Here is a 21,879-nt window from a genome sequence, read left to right on the forward strand (position 1 = left end):
AGAAAGAATCGCCCTAAAACAGTGAACAATCGCCCGAAAATGGCCTCGAATCGCCCTGTTCCGGCGGAGTATCGCCCTGTCAAGGGTTTATCGCCCCGAAAAAAGGATGAATCGCCCTAAAACAGCGAACAATCGCCCGAAAATGGTTGCGAATCGCCCTGTTCCGGCGAAGTATCGCCCCGCCAAGAGTTTATCGCCCCGAAAAAAGGATGAATCGCCCTGAAACAGTGAACAATCGCCCTATTCCGGCGAAGTATCGCCCTGTTCCGGCGGAGTATCGCCCCGTCAAGAGTTTATCGCCCCAAAAAAGGATGAATCGTCGTTCGCATGAACATTCAGAGCCATAGACTGCCGCTCTTGCAAACCGGCCGTGTTTCAGAAAAATCGACAGCGTTTTCACGCTGCGGCCCGACTGGATACATGAGTTGGGGGGATAATCATTAATATTAAAAATACATGATCCCGCTTGCTTATAAGATTGTCACCGTCCAAACCTTATTTGCCCTGTTTCAGCGCCCTTAACTTGTTCGATATGCCGGCAATCAGCGGGCTATTACTTCTGATAAACTCAAATTTTTGTACCTACCAATTACCGGGCCGAATTAAAGTGTTAAAAAAGAAGCTGAGTCATTCAGCTTCCAAGGGTGTTGCTGCTCCATTTAGTTATCTGGCGAATAAGCCGGGAGAAACATTCGGATCAGATTAAAATTCCGACATAATAGTGAATAAACATCGTGATAATGCCTATGATGACATTGCGAATAATGGCTTTCTTTATAAAACCGCGTCCGAGCCTGGCACTCATATAACCTGTCAGCGCCACAGAGAGAACGACGGCTATTATCGTTCCCGGCCATTGCTCATTCGCCGGCAGAAAGGTGACGGCCAGCAGAGGCAGGCAGCCGCCTAGTCCCGCGGAAAACAGAGAAGCCAGGGCGGCAAACCACGGATTCACGTAATGTCCTAAATGAATATTGTGTTTTACGTTTACGACGGTTTGCAATGGGTTCTGTTTCATCAATTGCCGGGCGATGGCCGTCGCCGTCGCCGGAGTGACGCCTTTGTCCTGGTAATAATTGGTCACATGCTGCAATTGATATTCATAATTTGTACCGATCAAAGCCTGTTCATGGGTTACGACCGCTTTTTCCGTGTCTTTCTGTGTGCTGACCGATGCATACTCGCCGGCGGCCATGGAAAAGGCACAGGCGATCAGATCGGACAGGCCGGCAATAAAAAGCGTAAAGTGATTGGTCGTTGCTGCTCCCACGCTGAACAGCACGCCGACGACGGTCAGGATGCCGTCATTGGAGCCGAGTACTCCCGCTCTCAAGGTGTTCAGTTTTTCTTCCATTGTCTGTGTTTTTCCTGTTTTTTTAAATATCATTAACCGATCCTCCCGTCTTAAGCAAACAGACTTCCGATAAAATAGGTGGCCAGCATCGTCAATAATCCTGCAAAGGTGTTGCGGATGATACCCCGGGTTTTGTTTGCGTTCCCTAAAGCTGCGGCGCTGTAACCGGTCAGGATCAGGGCAAAAACAACGGTCAATACCGTTCCGGCAATTCTCCATTGGGCCGGAAACAGGGTGATCGCGGCCAGCGGCAGTAAGGCACCTGAGGTAAAAGAGAGCATGGAGGCCAGTGCGGCTGCGAAAGGACTTGTAAATTCATTCGGATCAAAGCCGTACTTTTCGCGAACAACGGTAACTAACGGATCTTTAGCCATCATCTCCTGAGCTGCTTTTTCGGATAGTTCGGAAGAGATGCCGGATGCCATTAATTTGTTTGAGATAAATTGATATTGTTGATCGTAATCTGTTTTCAATAATTGAGTTTCTTCAATCGTCGCCTTTTGCTGTGCATCTTTCTGCGAATGAACGGAAACGTATTCGCCCATGGCCATCGAAATATTTCCCGCAAGCAGCCCGCCGATACCGGAAATAAAAATAGCGAAATGATTGCTTGTCGCACCGGCAACTCCTAAGACGATTCCTGCTACTGAAATAATTCCATCGTTTGCTCCCATCACGCTTGCCCGGAGCACATTGATTTTCTGTGCCAGCGAAAACTTTTTAGTTATTTTGTTTATATGAAAGATGTTTTTTATTTTCTGTAACCAGTTTTTTTTAGGTTCAACAGTTGATTCATAAGGTTCATTAGCGGAAATAACAGTCATTTGCACTTTCTCCCTCCCAAAGATATATAGATACTTGGAATCTATCAATAAACAAGTTTCCACAGCATGCAGAAACCCGTAATTTGCGTCAGAATCAATAGTTGCATTAATCATGATTTGAATTGATTTTAAGCATCGAATTATTATAAATGATAATGATAATCAAATACATTTGGATGCTTATTGAATAGTAAAAACCAAAATTAGTGCTTTGATATAGCTTTATTACAACGAAATGATGATCCTTTGAATCTAAGATATTATGTGATAGTCATTGTTACAAATTATATTAATATCTATTTGATAAATATAATAATATAATATTAATTATAAAAAAGCAAGTCTGAATTCATCCTGAAATTAGTTATATAATGGGGAAAGAGTTCCGTTGCATTGCTGACGGACTATGAAAGAGACTCGGCGGGAAAAACATTATTAGGGTGGGTTGCCATGCTTAACTTTAAGGGAAAACAAATTGTCATTCGCGATTGGGAACTTAAAGATGCAGAAGATTACATTTTCTGGAGACAGCCGGGGCGGGCATGGCAAAAATTTGATGGGCCCTATTATTCTAGAATGTCTAAAGATAAGATCATTAAACTTGTCGACACGTTATGTACAAAAGTAAAAACAAATACGTTAGAGATTCCGCGAAACGATCTGGCGGTTGCTGATTTGGTAACGGATAAGCTCCTTGGCCGAGTGAGCTGGTACTGGGAAAGCAAGGAGACGAACTGGCTTTGTGCTGGTATTGCAATCTTCAGCCCTGAATATTGGGGAAATGGACGAGGCTTTGAAGCGCTAGGCTTATGGACCGACTATCTTTTCAAAGCGATGCCGCAGATTGAGCGAGTAGATTTAAGAACATGGTCTGGAAATTTCGGCATGATGAGATTGGCTGAAAAACTTAGATATACTAAAGAAGCTTGTTTTAGGAAGGCAAGAATTGTTGACGGCCAATACTATGATTCTATTGGCTATGGTGTTCTAAGAGAAGAATGGAATCAGTGGCATCCAAAAGGGTTTCAAAAAGATATTTTTAAATAATGGATCTTGTTGCCTAATTTAGGTTTCACTTTGCATCTGACGGATCATGAGAAATGAAATTTTATATGAGCAGTAAACGAAAGCAACGGGGGGTATACTTATGGACTGGAGAGAGAACAGGATTCAATCGGCTAAAAACGGCACAAATCCAATGGTTTTAGCAGAAATGAAAAGTGGATATGCGGTTATCGGAGATATTCAATTTTTGCCTGGGTACTGTGTTCTTCTCCCTAAAAGGGAAGTGTCTCGTCTGAATGATTTAACAATTTTCGAGCGTTCACTGTTTTTAACGGATATGAGCTTAATCGGTGATGCAATCATTCATGTCTGTCATCCGCTTCGTGTCAATTATGATATATTGGGCAATACCGATGATGCGTTTTTACATGCACATATTTTTCCCAGGTATGATTGGGAAAAGGAAGAAAGAAGAAAAATGCCGGTCTGGCAATATGATCCGTCAAACTGGTTTGATGAGCAAAAACTTTTTAGTCCTGAAAAACATGGGGAGCTTAAAGAGAACCTGTCCCACTATTTATCTAAGATCTATCAGAAATAATGGCTTCCGTTTTTTAATTGACAATGAAATGAAGCTCTGTTTTAAATTGGCTAAAAGGGAAACTCGGGAAATTATTCCGAACTGAACCGCCCATCAGGAAAATATTAAAGGATATTTAAACTAGCTTTCAGTCACTCAAACTTGGGAAGAGGGAACCGCGTCAGCCGAAATTGCTCTCTGCCAAGTAACTTTCCGAACAATCATCATCGAATTAAATCAATTTTTAAGGAACCGTTTCATACGGCTGAACCGACTGAAAAATGATCTGCGGCCACGCTTAGAACAGTACAAATCTGTGTCCTTCCGTTGAATTTGAAAAAATAATTTGTCTGCGGATATGGCAGCCCCTCCAGTCTAATATCTGAACACTCCGGAGGGCCGACCATAAAATTGTAAATAAGGTCATGAGAAAGGCATATCCTTGCTGCTCAAATTATTTTTATAAGCATTTCTGTTGCCGGCCACCTATAAACAGGGTAAACTCAATTACGCAGTCGACCGCAAACCACAATTATATTCCGAAGGAGATGTTAGGAGTGACTGAGTTATGGAGCCCGATAACTGTTGGGAAACTGAAATTATCCCATCGCTTGGCAATGGCACCGATGGCGCGGAGCCGGGCGTTTCCTGATGGTACACCGGGAGATCTGAGCGCTGAATATTACGGACAGCGCGCTTCACTGGGGTTGCTGATTAGTGAAGGGACCCAGCCCTCCGATGATGGTCAGGGCTATCCGAACACCCCGGGGATTTATACGGAAAAGCATGTGGACGGATGGCGCAGGGTCACCGATCGGGTACATGCTGATGGCGGACACTTGTTCATTCAGTTAATGCATGCGGGAAGAATGGCCCACAATACGCCGCATCATCGGCAGCCGGTTGCTCCGTCAGCTATTGCTCCCGGCGTTAAAATGTTTACATCTCATGGGATGGCCGATATCCCGGCCCCCAGGGCATTGGGTCGGGAAGAAATAGAAAAAACGGTCGGCGATTTTAGAATCGCGGCACGGGCGGCAATTAAAGCAGGTGCCGACGGCGTAGAGATACATGGAGCGAACGGATATCTCATTCATCAGTTCTTTGGTGTAAACTCTAATCTGCGCAGCGATGAGTATGGCGGTTCCTTTGAAAACCGTGCAAGGTTTGCGATTGAAGTCGCCGACGCAGTGGCGGATGAGATCGGAGCAGACCGTACGGGATTCCGTATTTCTCCGGGCGTGCCGCTCGGAGGAATTAATGACGGGCAGAGCGGGCCGAAACTGTATCGTTATCTTGCAGCAGAGTTAGGAAAGTTGAATCTGGCTTATATTCATATGGTGCACGCCGGAAACGATGAATTGCTCCGGGATATCCGCACCATCTGGCCGAATGCCCTTTTGGTAAACCGTCCAGGCCGTCCATTGAAAAATATTGCAGCGGACATTGACGCCGGACTTGCCGACGTAGCCCCTGTAGGTACGTGGGCTCTAGCCAATCCGGATCTGATCGATCGGCTGAAGCGCAATGCCCCGCTGAACGAACCGGACAAAACGACATTTTATGGCGGCGGCAGTCACGGTTATACAGATTATCCGACATTGAAAGGAAAAAGTTGAAAATAAAAAAATTGAAAAGTCGGGAATGATTATGAAAAAGGATCGAAAAACTTCGAATACGAATGATTATGAAGAACATTTAAGCGTTGCGGACAAATATCCTGTCAGTTTCGCAATTTTCGCGCTTTCCCGGTCGCATCGGGCCCTGGCTGCCCGGATGATCCGGAAAGCAGGCCTATTCCCCGGGCAGGAAATCATGCTCATGCAGTTGTGGGATCGGGATGGGCAGTCCCAGAACTGTCTGGGCCGGACTTTATGCCTCGACCACTCAACCGTTGCAAAATCCGTCTGCAGACTGGAAGCCGCCGGACTTGTTGTCCGTCATCGTTCGGAGAAAGACGGCCGGGTGACTCTTGTATCACTGACCCGGGCCGGACGCGATTTGAAAGAAAAGGTTCTGGGCTTTTGGAGCGATCTGGAAAGCATAACAACGGAAGGCCTGACTGAACGGGAAAAGACGGTGCTTGTCGATCTGTCACGGAAGATTGGGTCCAGGATAGAGCGTTCACTCGGGTGCAATCATGACGATAATAAGCAAAGGAGCGAATCAGATGCCGGAATTATCGATGCAGGCCGTTCAGGTACATGAATACGGCGGTGATGAAGTCCTGCAGCTGGAGAAAATCAAACGTCCGCAGCCGTCAGCCGAAGAGATTCTTGTCAAAATCCATTATGCATCGGTACTGCCTCTTGACTGAAAAATCCGCAATGGATGGTTGCATGATTTTTTTCCAAAGACGTTTCCTTATACACCCGGTTCCGCAATATCCGGCATTGTTGAGGCGGCAGGTGCCGATGCTGCCGATTTCCGTAAGGGAGACCGGGTATTGGGGAGCGTTGACGGCGCTTTTGCCGAATATGGTCTGACGAAAGCGAATGAATGGGTTCCAATTCCGGAAAATCTGAGCTTTGAAGCCGCCGCATCCGTTAAAGGAGGCGCCGATTCAGCCTGGAAGGCCTTGTTTTCGGAGGGCGAATTGAAATCCGGGCAGACCGTGCTCATTCATGCTGCGGCAGGCGGATCGGGCCAATATGCGGCCCGGTTAGCAAAATGGAAGGGCGCCGAAGTGATCGGTACGGCCTCTGCCGCTCATCTGGATTTCGTAAAGGAGTTAGGCGCCGATCAGGTCATCGATGATACAACGACGTCTTTCGAAACATCCGTTAAAGATGTTGATCTGGTCATTGATCTGGCTGGCGGAGACACGGAAAGCCGATCATGGCCTGTTCTGAAAAGAGGCGGGACGCTGGTTTCTTTGGTCCGGCCGCCGAAAGTGCTGAAAAATACGGAGTTACAGCAAAATTCAATACCGGCGTTCCGATTCGCAGCAATCTGGAAACCATCGTCCGCTTAATTGCCGACGGGGACGTTAAAGCCCGCCATCGATTCCGTGGTTTATCTCTTCAATAAAGTAAAAGAGGCTTTTGCTAAAAACGAGGAACGTCATAACCGCGGAAGAAGATTATTACGTATCGATTCCCTTTAAATATCTTCTGTAACTTCTCATTAGATAAAAACGCGATCCGATATATATTATATGTCGGGATCGTGTTTTTTTTTATGATCCGAGAATTGCAACCATGGCTTGAGCCGGGGTATGTTACTTGAATCGAGAAATGGTTAACCACAGAAATTGAATCAAAAGGCTTTACTCTGCAGGCACAACCTGTGTATCCAGAGCGATCACGGACAAGACTAAGCGAGTATTCCCTTAATGGCAGCTGGTTTTTTTGTCTTTTTCGTATAAAATATAATCTTCGCGGGATTGGCTAAGCGGATGAGCGAACGCCGAAAAATTTCAGACGGCGGGGGAAACGGAACAGCGGTTCCTCCGGCGCCGCAACCGGCAGTTGCGGGCCGGCGCTCCGGTAAGTGTCTTTACTTTCGGGCTTATGATCGGTCATACTGGCAAACGAAGGGGGGCGGACAATATGGAACTTTCAAAGCGGATAAAAAGTGAACGTGAAAAACAGAGGATCTCACAGGACCGATTAGCCGAGCAGCTGCACGTATCAAGACAAGCGGTTTCTAAGTGGGAGACGGGTCAAAGCTATCCGGATCTGGAAAAATTAGTTCAGCTGTCCGAAATTTTTAAAATCACACTGGATGAATTGGTAAAAGGAGACAAGAATCTTGAAAAAAAACTGATAAAGGATGGGAAAAATAAAATGTCCGGTTTAGCGATTCTCGGTTTTGTTCTAGTTGCTTCAGCGGTTCTTACTATTATTTGGGGCGGATCCTTGTACCCGGTCAATTTGCTGAACAGTGATTTTATGTCTTTTCTAGTAGGCGGGCTCGTTTTATTGTTTCTCGGCACGATATCGATTCACATCGCGCCGATCTGGCTGCCGCTGGGGACCCTGTGGCTGATGGCTGCCGCTATTATTATCTACCTGATTGGTTTCGCGATGCCGCCGGCCGTGACGCTGATCGGCATTATAGTCACGCTGGGATTCGGCTGGTGGCTGACCACATTGATCCTCAAATGAACAGTAACGAATAAGAAAGATTATAATAAAACTCAAAACTCAGTGTGAAGTTCCAATCTTATCGAGAAGGTGATCGAATGCTCAAACTAATCGAATTAACTCCCGATCTTGAAGCGGCTTATGAGGATTACGTGTCGGAATGGAAAGATTGCGATGAAGAAATCATCCCGAGAGGATCGGCGAAAGGAACGATCCCCTATAAACATTTTTTAAGAGAACTGAATGAAGCAAAAACGGATCATGTTCGTAAACAAGGCTGGGTTCCGGCAACTTTATATTTTTTAACGGACGAAAAAAATCGCTTATACGGTGCTCTGCAGCTGCGTCATGAATTGAATCCGTTTTTATCCGGCTTCGGAGGCCACATCGGTTACGGCATTCGTCCCTCGGAACGCCGCAAAGGATACGCCGCGAAGATGCTGGCTTTGGCACTTGATAAGGCACGTGCGCTCCATTTAAAGCGTGTGCTCCTTACTTGTGACAAGAACAATACAGGCTCCGCCAAGACAATTATCAATAATGGCGGCGTTCTTGAAAATGAGGTCGATCACTCGGAACGGACGACTCAGCGTTATTGGATTGATCTTTAATCCTTCAATCATGTAGGCCTGCTTTAATGCAGTATTCTTTATCCGCAATGATTCACTTTGGCTGCACAGGGCTTGTTTTACCGCGCCATCCTGAAATAACCGATAAAAGAAGACGGCCCGGATGTATGATTTCTGGACCGTCCCATCAATATTATTGGGAAGTATAAAAATTTAAAAGATCACTGTGTAAGCGGCGACTATGAATGCCGCGCCCTGCGGTTTGTTTGCCAGGAGCCTGCCCCGGTTGTCCTTCCGGCTTCGTCTAAAACTTTGCCGATTGGGCGGTGCTTTTTAATAAAATCAGGGCCAATGTGGCCGTGTTTAACTTAGCAGGACATGTTTTGAGATTCATTTCTGAGATGCCGGGCCGGTTTGTGACGATTTTCTTTCGCATCCCATTTTCCTCCGATCGCCGGAATTATATAGAGAAACCCATTCAGGTGCCCCGTAATGAGGTATAATGAGAGAAATCATTTGCGAAGCGACGACTGTTTCGCATAGACCCGGGCCCCGGGGGGCGCATTGATGATAAGAATACTTTTACTTAGAGACGACTGCTGGGAATCGTTGAACAATGGTCAGCCGGCCGGATGGCCTCTTCTAACGCCATAGATAGAGTCTCCGTTTATCAGGAGAACATGCTTTTTCTATTAATTACACCCTCGCCCTGAAGCTTCCTCATCGGCTTTGGCGAACAGCCGTCGCATGATCATCATCTTGTTCCGCTATTATTTTTAAAAAATATAATTCCGATGTATGCCGTTTGTGAAATAGAAACAGCACAGCAGAGGGTTGATCATGCCTTATGGGGAAAATTATGGAATGAAATTATTTTTAGAAATCCCGGCTTAAGAGGATCGAAAGGATGGCTCGAGCAGAGATTTGCCAAGTAAAATAATCAATGTTCAGTTGCTCACTGCAAAGCCGGCGGATACTTAACTCCTGAATCTCCTGATTTCCGCAGCCCTGTTTCAAAAGTTCTTTATCCAATTTCCTTGCTTGATATACATGAGGTCAGTGAAAATACATAGACAAGTGTCAGGCAGAATCAGCAGTCATGAATATTGGCCGGCTGATTTTAATGATTGATGATGAGAGAAGGGATCCCGGTGCTTCTATCGGTCGCAATTCATGAGGCGGGGTACGATGTCGGCAGTCCCATATTAAAAGATATCCATTTTTCGGTCAATGAAGGCGAGCTGGTCGGACTGATCGGTCCGAACGGCGCGGGCAAAAGCACAACCATCAAATCGATTCTCGGCACCGTCAAAAACATTAAGGGAAGCTGTCAGGCCGCTGATTACGCCTACATTCCGGAGCGCCCGCTGCTCTATGAACGGATGACGCTCTGGGAGTACATTGAATTTTTGCTGACGACGCTGGATACCGATGAGAAAACCTATATGGATCTCGCCCATAAGCTTCTGGAACGTTTCCAGCTGTCTCATGTCATTCATCAGTATCCGGAAAATTTTTCGAAAGGCATGCAGCAAAAGGTAATGCTGATTCTGGCATTTCTGCGGCAGGCCAGACTGTACATCGTGGATGAACCTTTTATGGGCCTTGATCCGAGGGCGGTGAAACGGCTGCTTCAGTCGCTCCGGCTGGCAAAAGACGGCGGGGCAGGCATCCTGATGTCGACTCATGTTCTCGATACGGCGGAAAGAATCTGCGACCGCTTCGTCCTCATTTCCCGGGGACAGGTGATTTTTCAAGGGACATTGGCAGAAATCAGAACACGCAGCGGTTTAAAGGACGGATCGCTGCTCGACTGTTTTGATGTGCTGACGGAGGAAGAATCCGATGTCGGGAAATAGGCTGTTTTGGCGCAGATTTATCAGCGAATGCCGGTATCAGCGGCAAGTGATCCACACGGTTCTGGACTGGTCGGTCATGCTTTATATCGCGATTCCGGCTGCGGCCATCATTCCGTTCGTATACGCCGATGTCTGGCGAAACATTCACATCTACTGGGATGCCCGCATCCCATTTTCGATCGTGCTGATTCTTCTCCTGGTTCTTTCGGGTTTCGGAAACATCAGAACCTATCTTCTGGATGCCGATCTGCTCTTCCTGATTCAGAGAAGGAAGGTGATCGCTCAGTTAAAACGCGACGGCTTTTTAAACTCGCTGTTCTTTCTTCTTCTGACTGAATCCATTTTGATGCTTGCTGCTCTGCCGGTGCTCGTCGGCATTGACCGGTTTACGATGCTGCAAATACTCGGCATGTTTTTAATGCTCAGTGCGTTTAAACTGACCGTCATGACCATCAAAAAATCAGTCGATCACGTTGTCATCCGCTGGCTGCTTCGCTTCATCAGTTTTAGTGCGGCAGGGCTGGTGCTGATTCATGTGTCTTTTTTATTATCGGCCGTTTTCGGCGCAATCGTCTGGGTGCTGATGCTCTGGCTGAATGTGCGCCGGTTTTCAAGAATAAATCTCTGGATACAGGATCTTGATACGGAGTATGACGCGCATACACGCCTGATCCGGCTGATCTTACGCTACAGCAATGAGGTCCCGAAACAGCGGCCGGAGAACAGCAGGAAGCCGGTATTGTTTTTTCGCAAGTCGGGAAGAATTTTTAAACAGCGCAGCGAAGAAAACGGTTTGCTCGAGTTTCTTCTTAAATCGGTGCTGCGCAGTAAAAACCGCCTTTCTCTGTACTATAAACTGATCGGTGCCACCTGCCTGGCGGTACTGCTTCTTCCGCTCTGGCTAAAATGGGCGGTCTATGTTCTGTTTATCTGGTTTATTAATAAATGGCTGGGTATCTTGTTCCGTGATATGGCGGTGAATGATTTTTTCGTTCTGGTGCCTTATCAGCCTGAAAGTGCGGAACAGGCCTGCCTCCGCTTTCAACGATGGCTGTCCATTCCGCCGGACATTTTGGTCGGTTTGATCACCGTCATTTTAACGATGGTTGCTCTCGGGTAGCTGAAATGCGGATCAGATGACGGGATCCGGCATGCTGCGTAAGCAGTCAAGACCATGCACCATGACCTCCTGATGCTCTATAATAAAGGAAAATGTTCTGTGCAGAGACAATGCCGCCGTTATTCATAGCTTCGTTCTCAATGGATTCCCGTTTTGTCTGGAAGCCCGCTTAAAGAGGCTGGAGCCTAACCAGATAGATTGAAAAATCGTGCAGGAAAACATAGGTTCAGAAAACAAGTTTATTAAGAATAGATACTGCCGAAGCGAATTTAATGATCAGGTCATGGGCTTTAATTGTTTGTGTCTCTGTTGCCTGTTTTGATCGCAGGTTAGAAACACTTGCAATTGCTGGAGCGCCCAGAAGGGGAGATTGGCATGCGCAGAAAAAAGCAATTGAAAATGCATAAAGTCGGGCCGGAATACCTTGAACAGTATAATCAACTGCTGAGGTATGTTTTTCAAGTCACTGACCAGGAGCTGCATCAGATTGGATGGGAGGAAAAAGAGATCATCCGGGCAAAGTCGCCGGTTTTGGAGCAGGCAGATGTCTTTGGATGGTTTGACGGCGACAAGCTGATCTCGCAGGCAGCGATTTATCCATTGCAAGTGCGTATCTTCAACCGGACCTACGATATGGGAGGCCTTACCGGCGTCGGCACTTATCCCGAGTATTCCAACCAGGGTTTAATGCACAAGTTGTTGTATCAAGCTCTGGAACACATGAGAAAACGGAATCAGTCAATATCTTATTTGTATCCGTATTCCATCCCTTACTATCGCAGAAAAGGCTGGGAAATCATTTCCGATAAAATTTCCTACGAAATTAATGATTATCAACTGCCGAAGAACAGGCAGGTGCCCGGCGAAGTCGAACGTGTCGATGCAGAAAGCGAGCAAGTGAAAAAAACTTATGAGCGGTTCGCCATGCAGACCCATGGTGCGATGCTGCGCAATGATCTAGCCTGGAATGAGTATTGGCTGTGGGACTCGGACGACCTGATGGCAGCTGTATATTACAATGATAACGGACTGCCGGACGGCTACGTCCTTTATTGGATTGCCGATGAGGTCTTTCATATTAAAGACATGATCTTCATCAATGAACAAGCCCGCAGCGGACTCTGGAATTTTATCAGCGCGCATTTTTCAATGATTTCAAAGGTCGTCGGCAATACCTATACGGATGAACCTTTGTCATTTTTATTGGAGGATGCGGACATTAAGGAAACGATCTCTCCTTATTACATGGCACGCATTGTCGATCTGAAGCAGTTTATTGCCCAATATCCCTTTAAACCGGATACGGCAGACCGGGAATGGACGTTCACGCTGGATGATCCGCTGCTTTCATGGAACCAGGGCGTTTTCACATTGCGTATCACCGCTGAAGGGAAGGGCGAAGTTGTTCGTTCGTCGGAGCACAATCAGGATAAAATCGATATTCAGACCTTGACGACGATGCTGCTGGGCTACAAACGGCCCGACTATCTGCATAAGATCGGCCGTATTTCGTGCCGCCCTGAGACCGTGGATATGCTGGAGGATGCGATTGAGCAACAGACATCCTATTTCTCAGATTATTTTTAAACAGCAGGAGAGTGAAAAGCCCTCCGTAAAAAGGAACGGAGGATAACCTTTTTATGGCCGCTAGGAAAAAACGGAGAAATTAAAAAGGCTATTGTGTTTCCGGTTAAAATTTTTCCATTATGGTGTTGAAATTTATTGATTCTCTTTTTTTGCTCGTTCGTTCTGTTTTTATTCCATACAAAAAGCAGCGGCGCTCAATTGCCGGAGATCGGGGCAAGCAAGGCATCCGCTGAATAATCATTGCTTTTTTGATCGGGCCGCAGACGGACATTCAGCGGGGAAAGCGGTCTTTCAATATCCTTTCATCATTAAATCCCCCAATATTTGTTCTTCAGCCAGTGAATGATTTTGAAACATAACTCTGAAATTAGAGAGGGCGTCTCAAAGTCGAAACGTCGACTTATGAAACGCCTTCTTCTCCGGTAAGCTTATTAAGAGATTGCGAATTTAGCGCATCCATGGATGTTTTTTTACGAAAGACAGATTCGACCACCAGCGACCGAGCGGACCGCCTGCCCAGGAAATACAGCTCATGATGACAATAAGTCCGAATAGTCCTAAGGTATGATCATCCAGCAGGGGGTTCGTGGAGCCCGTAGGCTGGCCGCCGCCCATGGTTGCCAGCGGCCAGGTTGCGAGCCACATTAAGAAGTATTGTGCTACTCCGCAGACGACGGCCGGCCGGATGGCGATGCCTAAGATCAGGGCGACTCCGATGCCCAACAGACCGAGCATAAACAACCAGTCGACCCATGTCTGGCCCGCTATAGCGTGATAGATTCCCTGCATCGGCCCGACATTTATTCCCGACAGATAGCCCTTCGTCGGAGAACCGCCCCTGATCCAGGCCTTGGCCGGGGCAGTGTGATATCCAAAGCCGAATACCTTATCAATGAATGCCCAAAAAAAGTAAAATCCAATATCAAGACGTAAAAGTAAAAATGCTATTCGCTGGAATCGGTGATCCTTTCTGGTCGCAAGAGGCGGCAGATCGTCGTTATCTACAGCAACGGGATCGTGAAGATTATTGTTTGATGTTCTTTCGGCTGACATTTACTTTACCCCCAGTTTCGTTTTTGTTTTCGTAATACAAAATCGAAATCAGCAAAAGAGTTCCACTCTGAACGCATTGCTCTGGTTAAATGAGTAAAAGTAAAATCATCGACAACATCATGATCAATTACATCGTCATTCTTTACCCCCTTTCTCATTGTTAATAGAGCGCTTACAAAAAGCGATTAACAAATAATTCCGACTACACTTACATAATACATCTTATTTGCTGAAAATAAGATAAAAAATACACCTATTCTCAGAATGTTCAGATATTGGTATGCAAGTATACTGGGAGCTGCTTCAAATAGTCTGTGGATGGATCGACCGTTGTCAGACGTCTATCGATCGCCGGTTTATCGATATTCGTGTCTTTAATTATTTGATCGCCCCGCCGATAAGCGGGATGTATTGATTACATAACCATCTATCTTTCAGGACGCGCCATTTATCGTGAATAGGGTACTTATTTAGAAAAGAATGTTAAATTGATACTGAAAGGAGGGGATCTTTTGCGAGTCGATGTCAGAATCGATCATCATGCCCGATTCCCATATGCAGTGATACACGCGCGGTCGGTCACCGACGAAGTGAACCAGGCAGTCAGAGCCTTGTCTGCCAATCATAATGAGTACATTATGGGGTATGCCGGCGATAGACTGAAACCATTGAATCCTGCTGAAATTATTCGCTTCTTTACGGAAAGTAAAGGCGTTCGGGCTCAGACGGCAGAACAGGTCTGTGAAGTGCGTGAACGATTGTATCAACTAGAAGAATTACTGGATCCGGGCCTATTTATTCGCATTTCCAACAGTGAAATAGTAAATCTGCATATGATCCGGGATCTGGAATTAACTTTTAACGGCACTTATAAAATCAACTTGCAGCATAGTGTCAGCACCTATACTTCACGGCGGTACGTGAACCATTTAAGAAGGAGGCTGGAGCTTTGATGAAGCGAGTGAGTAAGCTGGTTATCAGCGGAATCGTTATCGGCGACTTTATCGGATTTTGGAGCTCACTATTTTTTTCTTTAGTAAACGGAGGTACGCGTTATTATCCATCATCTCCGCACTTTGTCGCACAATTTTCTAATGTTTTGACAGCAACATGGGTATCTGCCTTGTACTGGGCTGCAATCGGTATTGTTTTTAGTGTTGCAAGTATTATTTTTATGAAAGATACGTGGAGCATTACCAGAATGACGGGAACACATTTTCTTGTTACCTTGATTTGTTTTACCCCTCTGGCTGTGCTGTGCGGCTGGTTTCCGTTGCAGTGGCAGTTTTTACTTGGATTCTTATTTATTTTTATCTGCATTTACATCGTCATGTGGATTATCTTTTTCACTGCTGCCAAAAGAACCGTTAAAGCTATTAACATAAAGCTGAAAAAATAAAAAACGGTCGTCTTAGGGTTGAATGGGCGGGGCGGGAGGATTATGAGAAAATCTCTGTTTAAAACTTCTGCGGTACGGCGGCAGGCCTTGGATTTATACGTCATCATAAATAGAACGTTCAAAAATAACATACAGATGGAGATGATTCAGGAGCATTCCGCTTTATTGCCCGTTATAAAGCCAAATTGGGATGATGGGTTAGTTATGAAACGATCGGCTAAGAGAGCTTGCTATTATTTTAGGCAGCATGGCCTTAAAATTTTCATCATTTAGCCCACTGTATACACGGAAAATGCCGGATTAACGGTGAATGATGACGATCCTCCGATTTAACGGTGTGTAAAAATTAGCGGCACCTATAAATGGGGACCCAATATCCGAGATTTTCCGATTGATTTTTAGGACTCTGCCGATCTGCTTCAGATGACCGTTTCCCGCCGGACCTGCTCGATCAGAAAGATGAGATTTTTCTGGATCGCTTTTGAACGATCTTCCAGCTGCAGGATAGCCGCCGATTCGTTTTCCGACAGCTGATAGGCGATCTCCGTGAACTGCAGCTGGATATCCTGAAGAATCCCCAGCGCCGCGTGGTGATAGGCGATCACCGCCTGGTACTGCGTTCCGTTGAATAAAGCGGCTTCGATGTAAGGCTTGAACGCGAGTATCAGGTCGGAGAAATGGCCCTGGACATGATGCAGCAGGCCAAGGACATGCTCCGCGGCGTCCGTCGATCGGCCGAGCGTTTGTTTCGTCCGCAAAAGAAATTCTCTCAGCTGATTGTCCCAGGACAGGAAGGGAATCCGGATCAGATCTGTTTCCCAGGAAAAAGCGGTTAGGCAGGCGTGCGCCGTCTGCAGCTGGTCCAGCACCTCACCGGCCAGCCCGGAGCAGCCGATCAGAATCGGCCGGATCTCTTCGTCTGCCCTTCGGGAAAAAACCTGAAAATTTTGCTCAAACTGCTGCCGGCGAAGGGCCATCCCGTTTCTCAAGTAATTGGACGGTTCCATGGCCCCCTGAAAAGAGGCGTCCGCGTTCGCCGCTGTCTGCGGGATACTGCTGCCGCTGTCAAGCGCCCGGGCAACCGACCGGTCCGCCTGGTCCATGATTTTTCGGACCTGATCCGTCTGATCGCGGAAATTGGGGAGTTGATGGATGAGCTGGGCCGTATTTTTCCCGACCACGCGGTCATGCGCCTTCAATTCATCGACAATCCCGTCAAGAAAGTGCGAGGTCAATCCACGAAAAAGCAGGGGAACGGCCCTTACGCGGAGATTAACCACACGCACCGTCAGATCCTCCGTTTTTAAGGCGAGATCGGCGATCAGGGCCGGAATCCCGATCAGCGGCACGGTGATTTTCTCCAGCCCGGCAGAGATCGTTTCGAGCATTTTCTCGGTCAGCGGAAGGTTGGCGATCCAGTCCATTTCTTCGAGAATCGCGGCCAGCCGCGGATTGATTTTTTTCGGTTCATCGGCGGCCCGAAAGACCGGTCCGATGCCCCGAACCGAGTAAAGCAGCTGGTTGAACTGATTCTGCAGCGAAACCTGCCGGTCATCCAGACTGCCCGTATCGATTTTGATCCGCTGCCTTTTGCCCGCCGTCTCCGCCGTCAGCGCTTTCCCCGTCCACAGGTCCGTGACCAGCTGATGATCGGCCGTGAACTCAATCTGTCCGAAAGACGGGGTGCCCCGGACGCCGACGGGAACATTTTCCTGCGGGGCGGATGGATCGATGACGCCCACGTAGCCTGTATGATTGTTTGTTAAAAAAGTCAGCCAGCTGATGCCGAAATCCACGTTGACCTTTGTCCCGGGAATCCGGCTGCCGTACCCGCCGGCCACCTCGCCGAGAGTCAGCGGATCGTAGCCTCCGTCATAATTGGTGATCCGTTTCGCTGCGGCCGAATCCGCCGCCGGCACGGCCACCTTTTCCGGAAGGATCGATGGATCGAGCGTGACCGAACGGACATTGTTTCGGACAGCGACATAATTGGCCAGCCCGCCGCCCAGAGAATTGCCGGCCACGAAATCCACATGGCCGTAGGTCGTTTTCATGCTTTTGTAATAGGCTTCGGCATCCTTGAATTGTTGCGGGGTCCCGCTGCTGAGCACGAGGCCGGCATCGGTGCCGATGTCGGCTGATTGTTGCGGATCGGTGCCCGCGTAGATGATGGAGATGTTGCCGGTCTGGAGATCTTTAACTGTCATGGCATCAAGGCCGGATGGAAGAGAACTGTAGTTTGTGGCCATTATTAGAAAGTGATGATTATTGATTTTAATTTTTCTCTTTTCTTCAGGGTGAAGATAAACGGCATATCCACTAAGCTGTACCAAATCCTGATCATTGGTTCTTATAAAATTGGAATTTACAGTTGTCATTTAGTCACCTTATTTCTCGGGCTCATGAATAATATCTGTCTTCCCCGTTATTGTTCCTTTATGACTTTTCGCAGTTCCTGTTCTTTTTAAAATTTCGTTACTTTGGATGAAAACTCCATAATTTCCGGGGACAATTCCTTTTAATGTCTTAAATTGTCTAATCGTTTCATCGGCAATTCTCTGATCGGGAGAAGCATATTTTTTCCCCATATAGAAAGTCAGTGCAATCTGTACTCCCTCACGATCAAATGGTTGTTGTTGTATTAGTTGCCGAAGTTTCTGTTTTGAGATCTTATGATCATTCATAAAGGCACTATAAGCTTTGGGAAAATCTGAGTCCAGTGTACTTATGTAATAAAAAGGGGTTACATATCCGGAATCCCATGTATTATCAATTGCCTTTTGATTATTTCCGATGACCGGATACTTTTTCACGACAGATTCCGCAAAACGATCCAGATTTTTAAACTCCTTTTCGTAGGCCATCTCATACAGACCGCTTGTAATAGCGCCTTCGACTGACCCCTCATAGGCCTCTACTTCTTCCGTCACCTTTTGACTGGCCAGATCCACACCGACAATCACTGACGTATGGAAATGCGGCTCTCCTTTTGATTCAACATAAGCAACAACTGCGTTGGTCGCACCGACTAAATTGTGCGTCGTGACTTCCAGATGATATTTCTCTTTGAAAAATTTATTAACTTGATCGACGATCTCTTTCTTATGGGTCTTCGCAAACGCTCCTGTCTTCTCGCCGTTCGGCAAAGAATAGCCCTGACCGGCGTAATCCTGAACGGGTGTGTATGGAGAAGTGTTTTCGTTTTGTGCCTGTTTCGGATCATTCGCTGTCAATCCGCAGCCCTCCAGCGTTAAACTGATGCCTAAAGCACAGGCCATGCATAACAGCCTGAATCGTTTCCGGTGCATGGGTCCACGCTCCTTGTCTATTTTCCAATATGAAAATTCGATTTTTCTTCACAAATTCCTTCCCATTTATGTTAAGTCAATGCGCGTGATCTTTAAATTGGAATAAAGGCCCAATTATTATGTATGACGGATTAATATTATGAACGTTTTAATCCTGCCAAAAGCGTCGGAATCATTTAATGTCTCTGTCGATTTATGGCATGTTTGACGAGTTGATAGAAGGATCAGTCCTCCGTCAAGGAAAATCATACGCACACGGCGCAAATAATTTATAATATATGAAACTGAGTTTTGCTGCGCAGCAAGCGCGACAGTAACCTGAATTGGAGAGAGATAAAATGGCCGATATATTAACCTTTGATTGTTATGGAACCTTAATTGATACATCTGCTTTTTGGAAAGAAATTAAGAAAATTGCTGCGGAATATGGAATTGATCAAACTTTAATGGTCACTACATATGGCAATTTTGAAGAGCGGCTGATGTATGGCGAGGGAATTTTTACCGTTTACAGTGATATTATTTATAAGACTCTGCAATATTGCGAAATGGAACTAGGTGTGGAAAAGTTAACCGGTCAATATGATCGATTAATGACGGTCCATAAAGAACTTTCTCCATTCCCTGAAGTCGCGGATACATTGAAAACTTTGAAATCCAGGGGTTATCAAACATCTATCATGTCAAACTCAGATTGGAATATTATGAGAGATAATTTAAAATCCCTCGATCACAGATTTGATGATGTCTATCTTGCCGAAGATTTACATGCATACAAGCCCCAATTAAATTTTTTTGAACAGGTCCAGAATAAACTATTGAATAATCACCACGTACATATAGCGGCCGGCTTTTGGTGGGATATGGTTCCCGCACAGAGAATGAATTGGAGAAGAATTTGGGTCAATCGTCAGTCTAAAAGGGGGCTTCAAAATTGCATGCCGTACAGGGAAGTCAAGAAGTTGAACGAAATATTAAATTATTTATGAGCATGCAGTCACTTCGCAGTAGGGTTACTGTAATACGTAAATAACCGATGCTCTAACGCTTTCATGACAACTTAAGAAAATTACAATTTAAGTTCTATCATCAGAATTGTCTTTTTGATCTTGTCCAACTAAAAGCGATTAGAAAAGGTTTTCGGCAATGAATTTAAGATGTGTATAAATGGACTAAATAATAGATCTGAGAAATTGTGATGTACTGATTAAGAAGATCAGCCCTCTGCCGGGTAAAATCATATGAACGACATACAAAAATTTTATAATAATATATGAAACAGAGTTTTGCTGTATGCTGGGAAAATTAACTATTCCCATGCTTTTGTCAGGTGGTTTTGTTTATGAAAACAGACAGACTGTTAGGCATGACCGTATATTTGCTGAATCATGGCAAGACAAATGCAAAAAGTCTTTCTCAAAAATTCAGCGTCTCCGTCAGGACAGTCCAGCGTGATATTGATTGTCTGTGTGCGGCGGGAATACCCATTTGCTCGACATATGGAGCAAACGGCGGATATGAGATTTTAGACAGTTTCCGAATGACGCGCCAGGTGGCCGGACAGCAGGACTATTCCTTCATTATGACTGCGCTGAAAGGATTGGCAACAGCCTTTGATGACCCGGGAATCCGTACCACGCTTGAAAAAATAACTGCGACGTCTCCATTTATCAATCTGGAGAGCGGCCTTCTGCTGGATTTTGGCACGCTAAGAGGGAATGAAGAGGTTGTCCGGCGTTTGAAAATATTGAATGAAGCGATTAGAAAGAAGCGCGTGGTCCGTTTTAATTATGCGAATGCCTCCGGCGGGGCATCAATCCCGGAAGTTGAACCGATAGCACTAGCCTATAAATGGTATTCATGGTATCTGCTCGGCTATTCTTCCGATCGAAAGGATTACAGACTTTATAAGGTGATCCGAATGGATCAGGTTCATCTGACGGAACTGCCGGTCGTCCATCGTCATCCATCGGCAAATCGTATTTTGAATCGTCATGATCAAAATGACGGAAGAAAATATATTGACATTCGTATTCGATGCAAGTCCGAGGTACGAACGCGTGCAATTGAATATCTCAACGGCATTGTCGAAAAGGAGCTTGAAAACGGGGATTTTATTATGAAGCTGCATCTGCCGGAAAACGAACAGCTATGGTTCGGCACCCTGCTTTCGCTTGGGAAACTTGTGCAAGTGATTGAGCCTGCATTTTTGAAAGAGCGGCTCTGCCGGTGTTGTAAAGAAATATTGAATCTCTATGAGCATCTATGACACTCTGGTGTCGTCATTGTTCTGTTATCCTGTTTTACGGGGGAGATGAACAAACAATGAAAAGCGTTTATGAGGTATGTCCTGTATATCGGACAGAGAGAATGACATTAAGACAAACCATGCCTGAAGATGCTGAAGAACTGCTCAAATGTTACTCTGATGAACAATCACTGCCTTTTTTCAACGCAGATAACTGTCCGGACAACTTTTACTATACGTCCATTGAGCAGATGAAAAGTGAAATTAAATTCTGGAGAGATGCCTACGCGAATAAAGGCTGGGTGCGCTGGACAGTCATTCTGAACGATACCTGTGATAAAGTCGGCACGGTAGAGATGTTTCATCGGCCTGTTCCTTCAAGAATCGGCTCACACGGTGTGCTGCGCATTGACTTAAGAAGTGACTGCGAAAACCGGGAAATCATCCGGAATGTATTAGCGATTGCGCAGGCCCATTTTTATCGGGATTTCGATGTCAATTCTATCGTTACAAAGGCTTTTCCAAACGCCGATGAACGGAATGATGTGTTAAAACAGTCGGGCTATAAGCCGCTTCCCTTTGAAATTGAAAATTATCTTGGGAGAAAGGAATAAACAAGTTCTGCCTGTGCGGATTCGATCCCGGCCGCTGATTTATCGATCGGGTAGATGCAGCTTATCGGTCACGTCGGTTTATCGACCGTTGCCGAGGGTTTATCGGTCATTATCGCAGCTTTATCGATCGTTAGACACGGTTTATCGGTCGTTACCGCTGATTTATCGGTCGCCAGACGCAGCTTATCGGTCGTCGCCAGGGCTTTATCGGTCTATCCTAGCGAATTTGGTAATGGCCGCCGGCCGCCGGCTGATTTTTAAACTGAACCTG

Annotated in this window: 22 protein-coding genes; 17 read left to right on the forward strand and 5 right to left on the reverse strand. The window is 46.0% G+C overall.

What is annotated here, in order from left to right:
• Positions 1-697 precede the first annotated feature (697 nt).
• Together Q6A92_RS03090 and Q6A92_RS03095 are read right to left on the reverse strand one after the other, a co-directional pair.
• Complete coding sequence (locus Q6A92_RS03090) at positions 698-1,387, reverse strand: VIT1/CCC1 transporter family protein (protein ID WP_274401914.1); 690 nt, start codon at positions 1,385-1,387, stop codon at positions 698-700.
• A 17-nt stretch (positions 1,388-1,404) separates the two neighbouring features.
• Positions 1,405-2,178, reverse strand: coding sequence for a VIT1/CCC1 transporter family protein (locus Q6A92_RS03095; RefSeq protein ID WP_332236993.1), 774 nt, complete (start codon positions 2,176-2,178; stop codon positions 1,405-1,407).
• 393 nt (positions 2,179-2,571) lie between these two features.
• Between Q6A92_RS03095 and Q6A92_RS03100 the strand changes: the two genes are divergently transcribed.
• From Q6A92_RS03100 to Q6A92_RS03150, 11 genes are all read left to right on the forward strand, one after another.
• Positions 2,572-3,225, forward strand: coding sequence for a GNAT family N-acetyltransferase (locus Q6A92_RS03100; RefSeq protein ID WP_332236994.1), 654 nt, complete (start codon positions 2,572-2,574; stop codon positions 3,223-3,225).
• 100 nt (positions 3,226-3,325) lie between these two features.
• On the forward strand, positions 3,326-3,784 hold the full coding sequence (locus Q6A92_RS03105) for an HIT family protein (RefSeq protein ID WP_332236995.1): 459 nt from the start codon (positions 3,326-3,328) through the stop codon (positions 3,782-3,784).
• Between the two features lie 536 nt (positions 3,785-4,320).
• Complete coding sequence (locus Q6A92_RS03110; RefSeq protein ID WP_274401912.1) at positions 4,321-5,382, forward strand: alkene reductase; 1,062 nt, start codon at positions 4,321-4,323, stop codon at positions 5,380-5,382.
• A 31-nt stretch (positions 5,383-5,413) separates the two neighbouring features.
• Positions 5,414-5,971: a MarR family winged helix-turn-helix transcriptional regulator gene (locus Q6A92_RS03115; RefSeq protein ID WP_332236996.1), complete on the forward strand. Its 558-nt coding sequence runs from the start codon at positions 5,414-5,416 to the stop codon at positions 5,969-5,971.
• Entirely contained in the window at positions 5,934-6,080 is a 147-nt protein-coding gene (locus Q6A92_RS03120) for a hypothetical protein (protein WP_274401910.1), read from the forward strand. The genes Q6A92_RS03115 and Q6A92_RS03120 overlap by 38 nt, the downstream gene beginning before the upstream one ends.
• Before the next feature lie 18 nt (positions 6,081-6,098).
• Entirely contained in the window at positions 6,099-6,737 is a 639-nt protein-coding gene (locus Q6A92_RS03125) for an NADP-dependent oxidoreductase (protein WP_443029676.1), read from the forward strand.
• A 577-nt stretch (positions 6,738-7,314) separates the two neighbouring features.
• Positions 7,315-7,872 carry a helix-turn-helix domain-containing protein gene (locus Q6A92_RS03130; RefSeq protein WP_332236998.1) on the forward strand — a complete coding sequence of 186 codons (558 nt, stop codon included), beginning with the start codon at positions 7,315-7,317 and terminating at the stop codon, positions 7,870-7,872.
• A gap of 77 nt (positions 7,873-7,949) precedes the next feature.
• The gene (locus Q6A92_RS03135) at positions 7,950-8,462 is read left to right on the forward strand and encodes a GNAT family N-acetyltransferase (protein WP_274401907.1); all 513 of its coding nucleotides are present in this window, start codon (positions 7,950-7,952) and stop codon (positions 8,460-8,462) included.
• Between the two features lie 1,109 nt (positions 8,463-9,571).
• Positions 9,572-10,279 (forward strand): ABC transporter ATP-binding protein, encoded by a 708-nt coding sequence (locus tag Q6A92_RS03140; RefSeq protein WP_274401906.1) that lies wholly within the window; start codon positions 9,572-9,574, stop codon positions 10,277-10,279.
• The gene (locus Q6A92_RS03145; RefSeq protein ID WP_332236999.1) at positions 10,266-11,399 is read left to right on the forward strand and encodes an ABC transporter permease; all 1,134 of its coding nucleotides are present in this window, start codon (positions 10,266-10,268) and stop codon (positions 11,397-11,399) included. The genes Q6A92_RS03140 and Q6A92_RS03145 overlap by 14 nt, the downstream gene beginning before the upstream one ends.
• A 375-nt stretch (positions 11,400-11,774) precedes the next feature.
• Positions 11,775-12,986: a GNAT family N-acetyltransferase gene (locus Q6A92_RS03150; protein ID WP_274401904.1), complete on the forward strand. Its 1,212-nt coding sequence runs from the start codon at positions 11,775-11,777 to the stop codon at positions 12,984-12,986.
• Between the two features lie 447 nt (positions 12,987-13,433).
• Here the strand turns inward: Q6A92_RS03150 and Q6A92_RS03155 are convergent, their stop codons facing one another.
• On the reverse strand, positions 13,434-14,039 hold the full coding sequence (locus tag Q6A92_RS03155) for a hypothetical protein (RefSeq protein WP_274401903.1): 606 nt from the start codon (positions 14,037-14,039) through the stop codon (positions 13,434-13,436).
• A 512-nt stretch (positions 14,040-14,551) separates the two neighbouring features.
• Here Q6A92_RS03155 and Q6A92_RS03160 point away from each other — a divergent pair.
• Positions 14,552-14,992: a LytTR family DNA-binding domain-containing protein gene (locus tag Q6A92_RS03160; RefSeq protein ID WP_274401902.1), complete on the forward strand. Its 441-nt coding sequence runs from the start codon at positions 14,552-14,554 to the stop codon at positions 14,990-14,992.
• Positions 14,992-15,438: a DUF3021 domain-containing protein gene (locus Q6A92_RS03165; RefSeq protein WP_332237061.1), complete on the forward strand. Its 447-nt coding sequence runs from the start codon at positions 14,992-14,994 to the stop codon at positions 15,436-15,438. The genes Q6A92_RS03160 and Q6A92_RS03165 overlap by 1 nt, the downstream gene beginning before the upstream one ends.
• Before the next feature lie 419 nt (positions 15,439-15,857).
• Here the strand turns inward: Q6A92_RS03165 and Q6A92_RS03170 are convergent, their stop codons facing one another.
• Positions 15,858-17,816 carry a hypothetical protein gene (locus Q6A92_RS03170; RefSeq protein ID WP_332237000.1) on the reverse strand — a complete coding sequence of 653 codons (1,959 nt, stop codon included), beginning with the start codon at positions 17,814-17,816 and terminating at the stop codon, positions 15,858-15,860.
• Positions 17,817-17,825: 9 nt separating this feature from the next.
• Positions 17,826-18,746 carry a DUF1672 family protein gene (locus Q6A92_RS03175; protein ID WP_332237001.1) on the reverse strand — a complete coding sequence of 307 codons (921 nt, stop codon included), beginning with the start codon at positions 18,744-18,746 and terminating at the stop codon, positions 17,826-17,828.
• A 338-nt stretch (positions 18,747-19,084) separates the two neighbouring features.
• Between Q6A92_RS03175 and Q6A92_RS03180 the strand changes: the two genes are divergently transcribed.
• The 4 genes from Q6A92_RS03180 (at position 19,085) to Q6A92_RS03195 (ending at position 21,869) form a co-directional block, all read left to right on the forward strand.
• Positions 19,085-19,735: an HAD family hydrolase gene (locus Q6A92_RS03180; RefSeq protein WP_274401899.1), complete on the forward strand. Its 651-nt coding sequence runs from the start codon at positions 19,085-19,087 to the stop codon at positions 19,733-19,735.
• 353 nt (positions 19,736-20,088) lie between these two features.
• On the forward strand, positions 20,089-21,015 hold the full coding sequence (locus tag Q6A92_RS03185) for a helix-turn-helix transcriptional regulator (protein WP_332237002.1): 927 nt from the start codon (positions 20,089-20,091) through the stop codon (positions 21,013-21,015).
• A gap of 56 nt (positions 21,016-21,071) precedes the next feature.
• Positions 21,072-21,608 (forward strand): GNAT family N-acetyltransferase, encoded by a 537-nt coding sequence (locus tag Q6A92_RS03190; RefSeq protein ID WP_274401897.1) that lies wholly within the window; start codon positions 21,072-21,074, stop codon positions 21,606-21,608.
• A 54-nt stretch (positions 21,609-21,662) separates the two neighbouring features.
• Positions 21,663-21,869: a hypothetical protein gene (locus Q6A92_RS03195; RefSeq protein ID WP_332237003.1), complete on the forward strand. Its 207-nt coding sequence runs from the start codon at positions 21,663-21,665 to the stop codon at positions 21,867-21,869.
• Positions 21,870-21,879 lie beyond the last annotated feature (10 nt).

It is taken from the genome of Sporolactobacillus sp. KGMB 08714, from assembly GCF_036598985.1.
Classification (GTDB): domain Bacteria; phylum Bacillota; class Bacilli; order Bacillales; family Sporolactobacillaceae; genus Sporolactobacillus.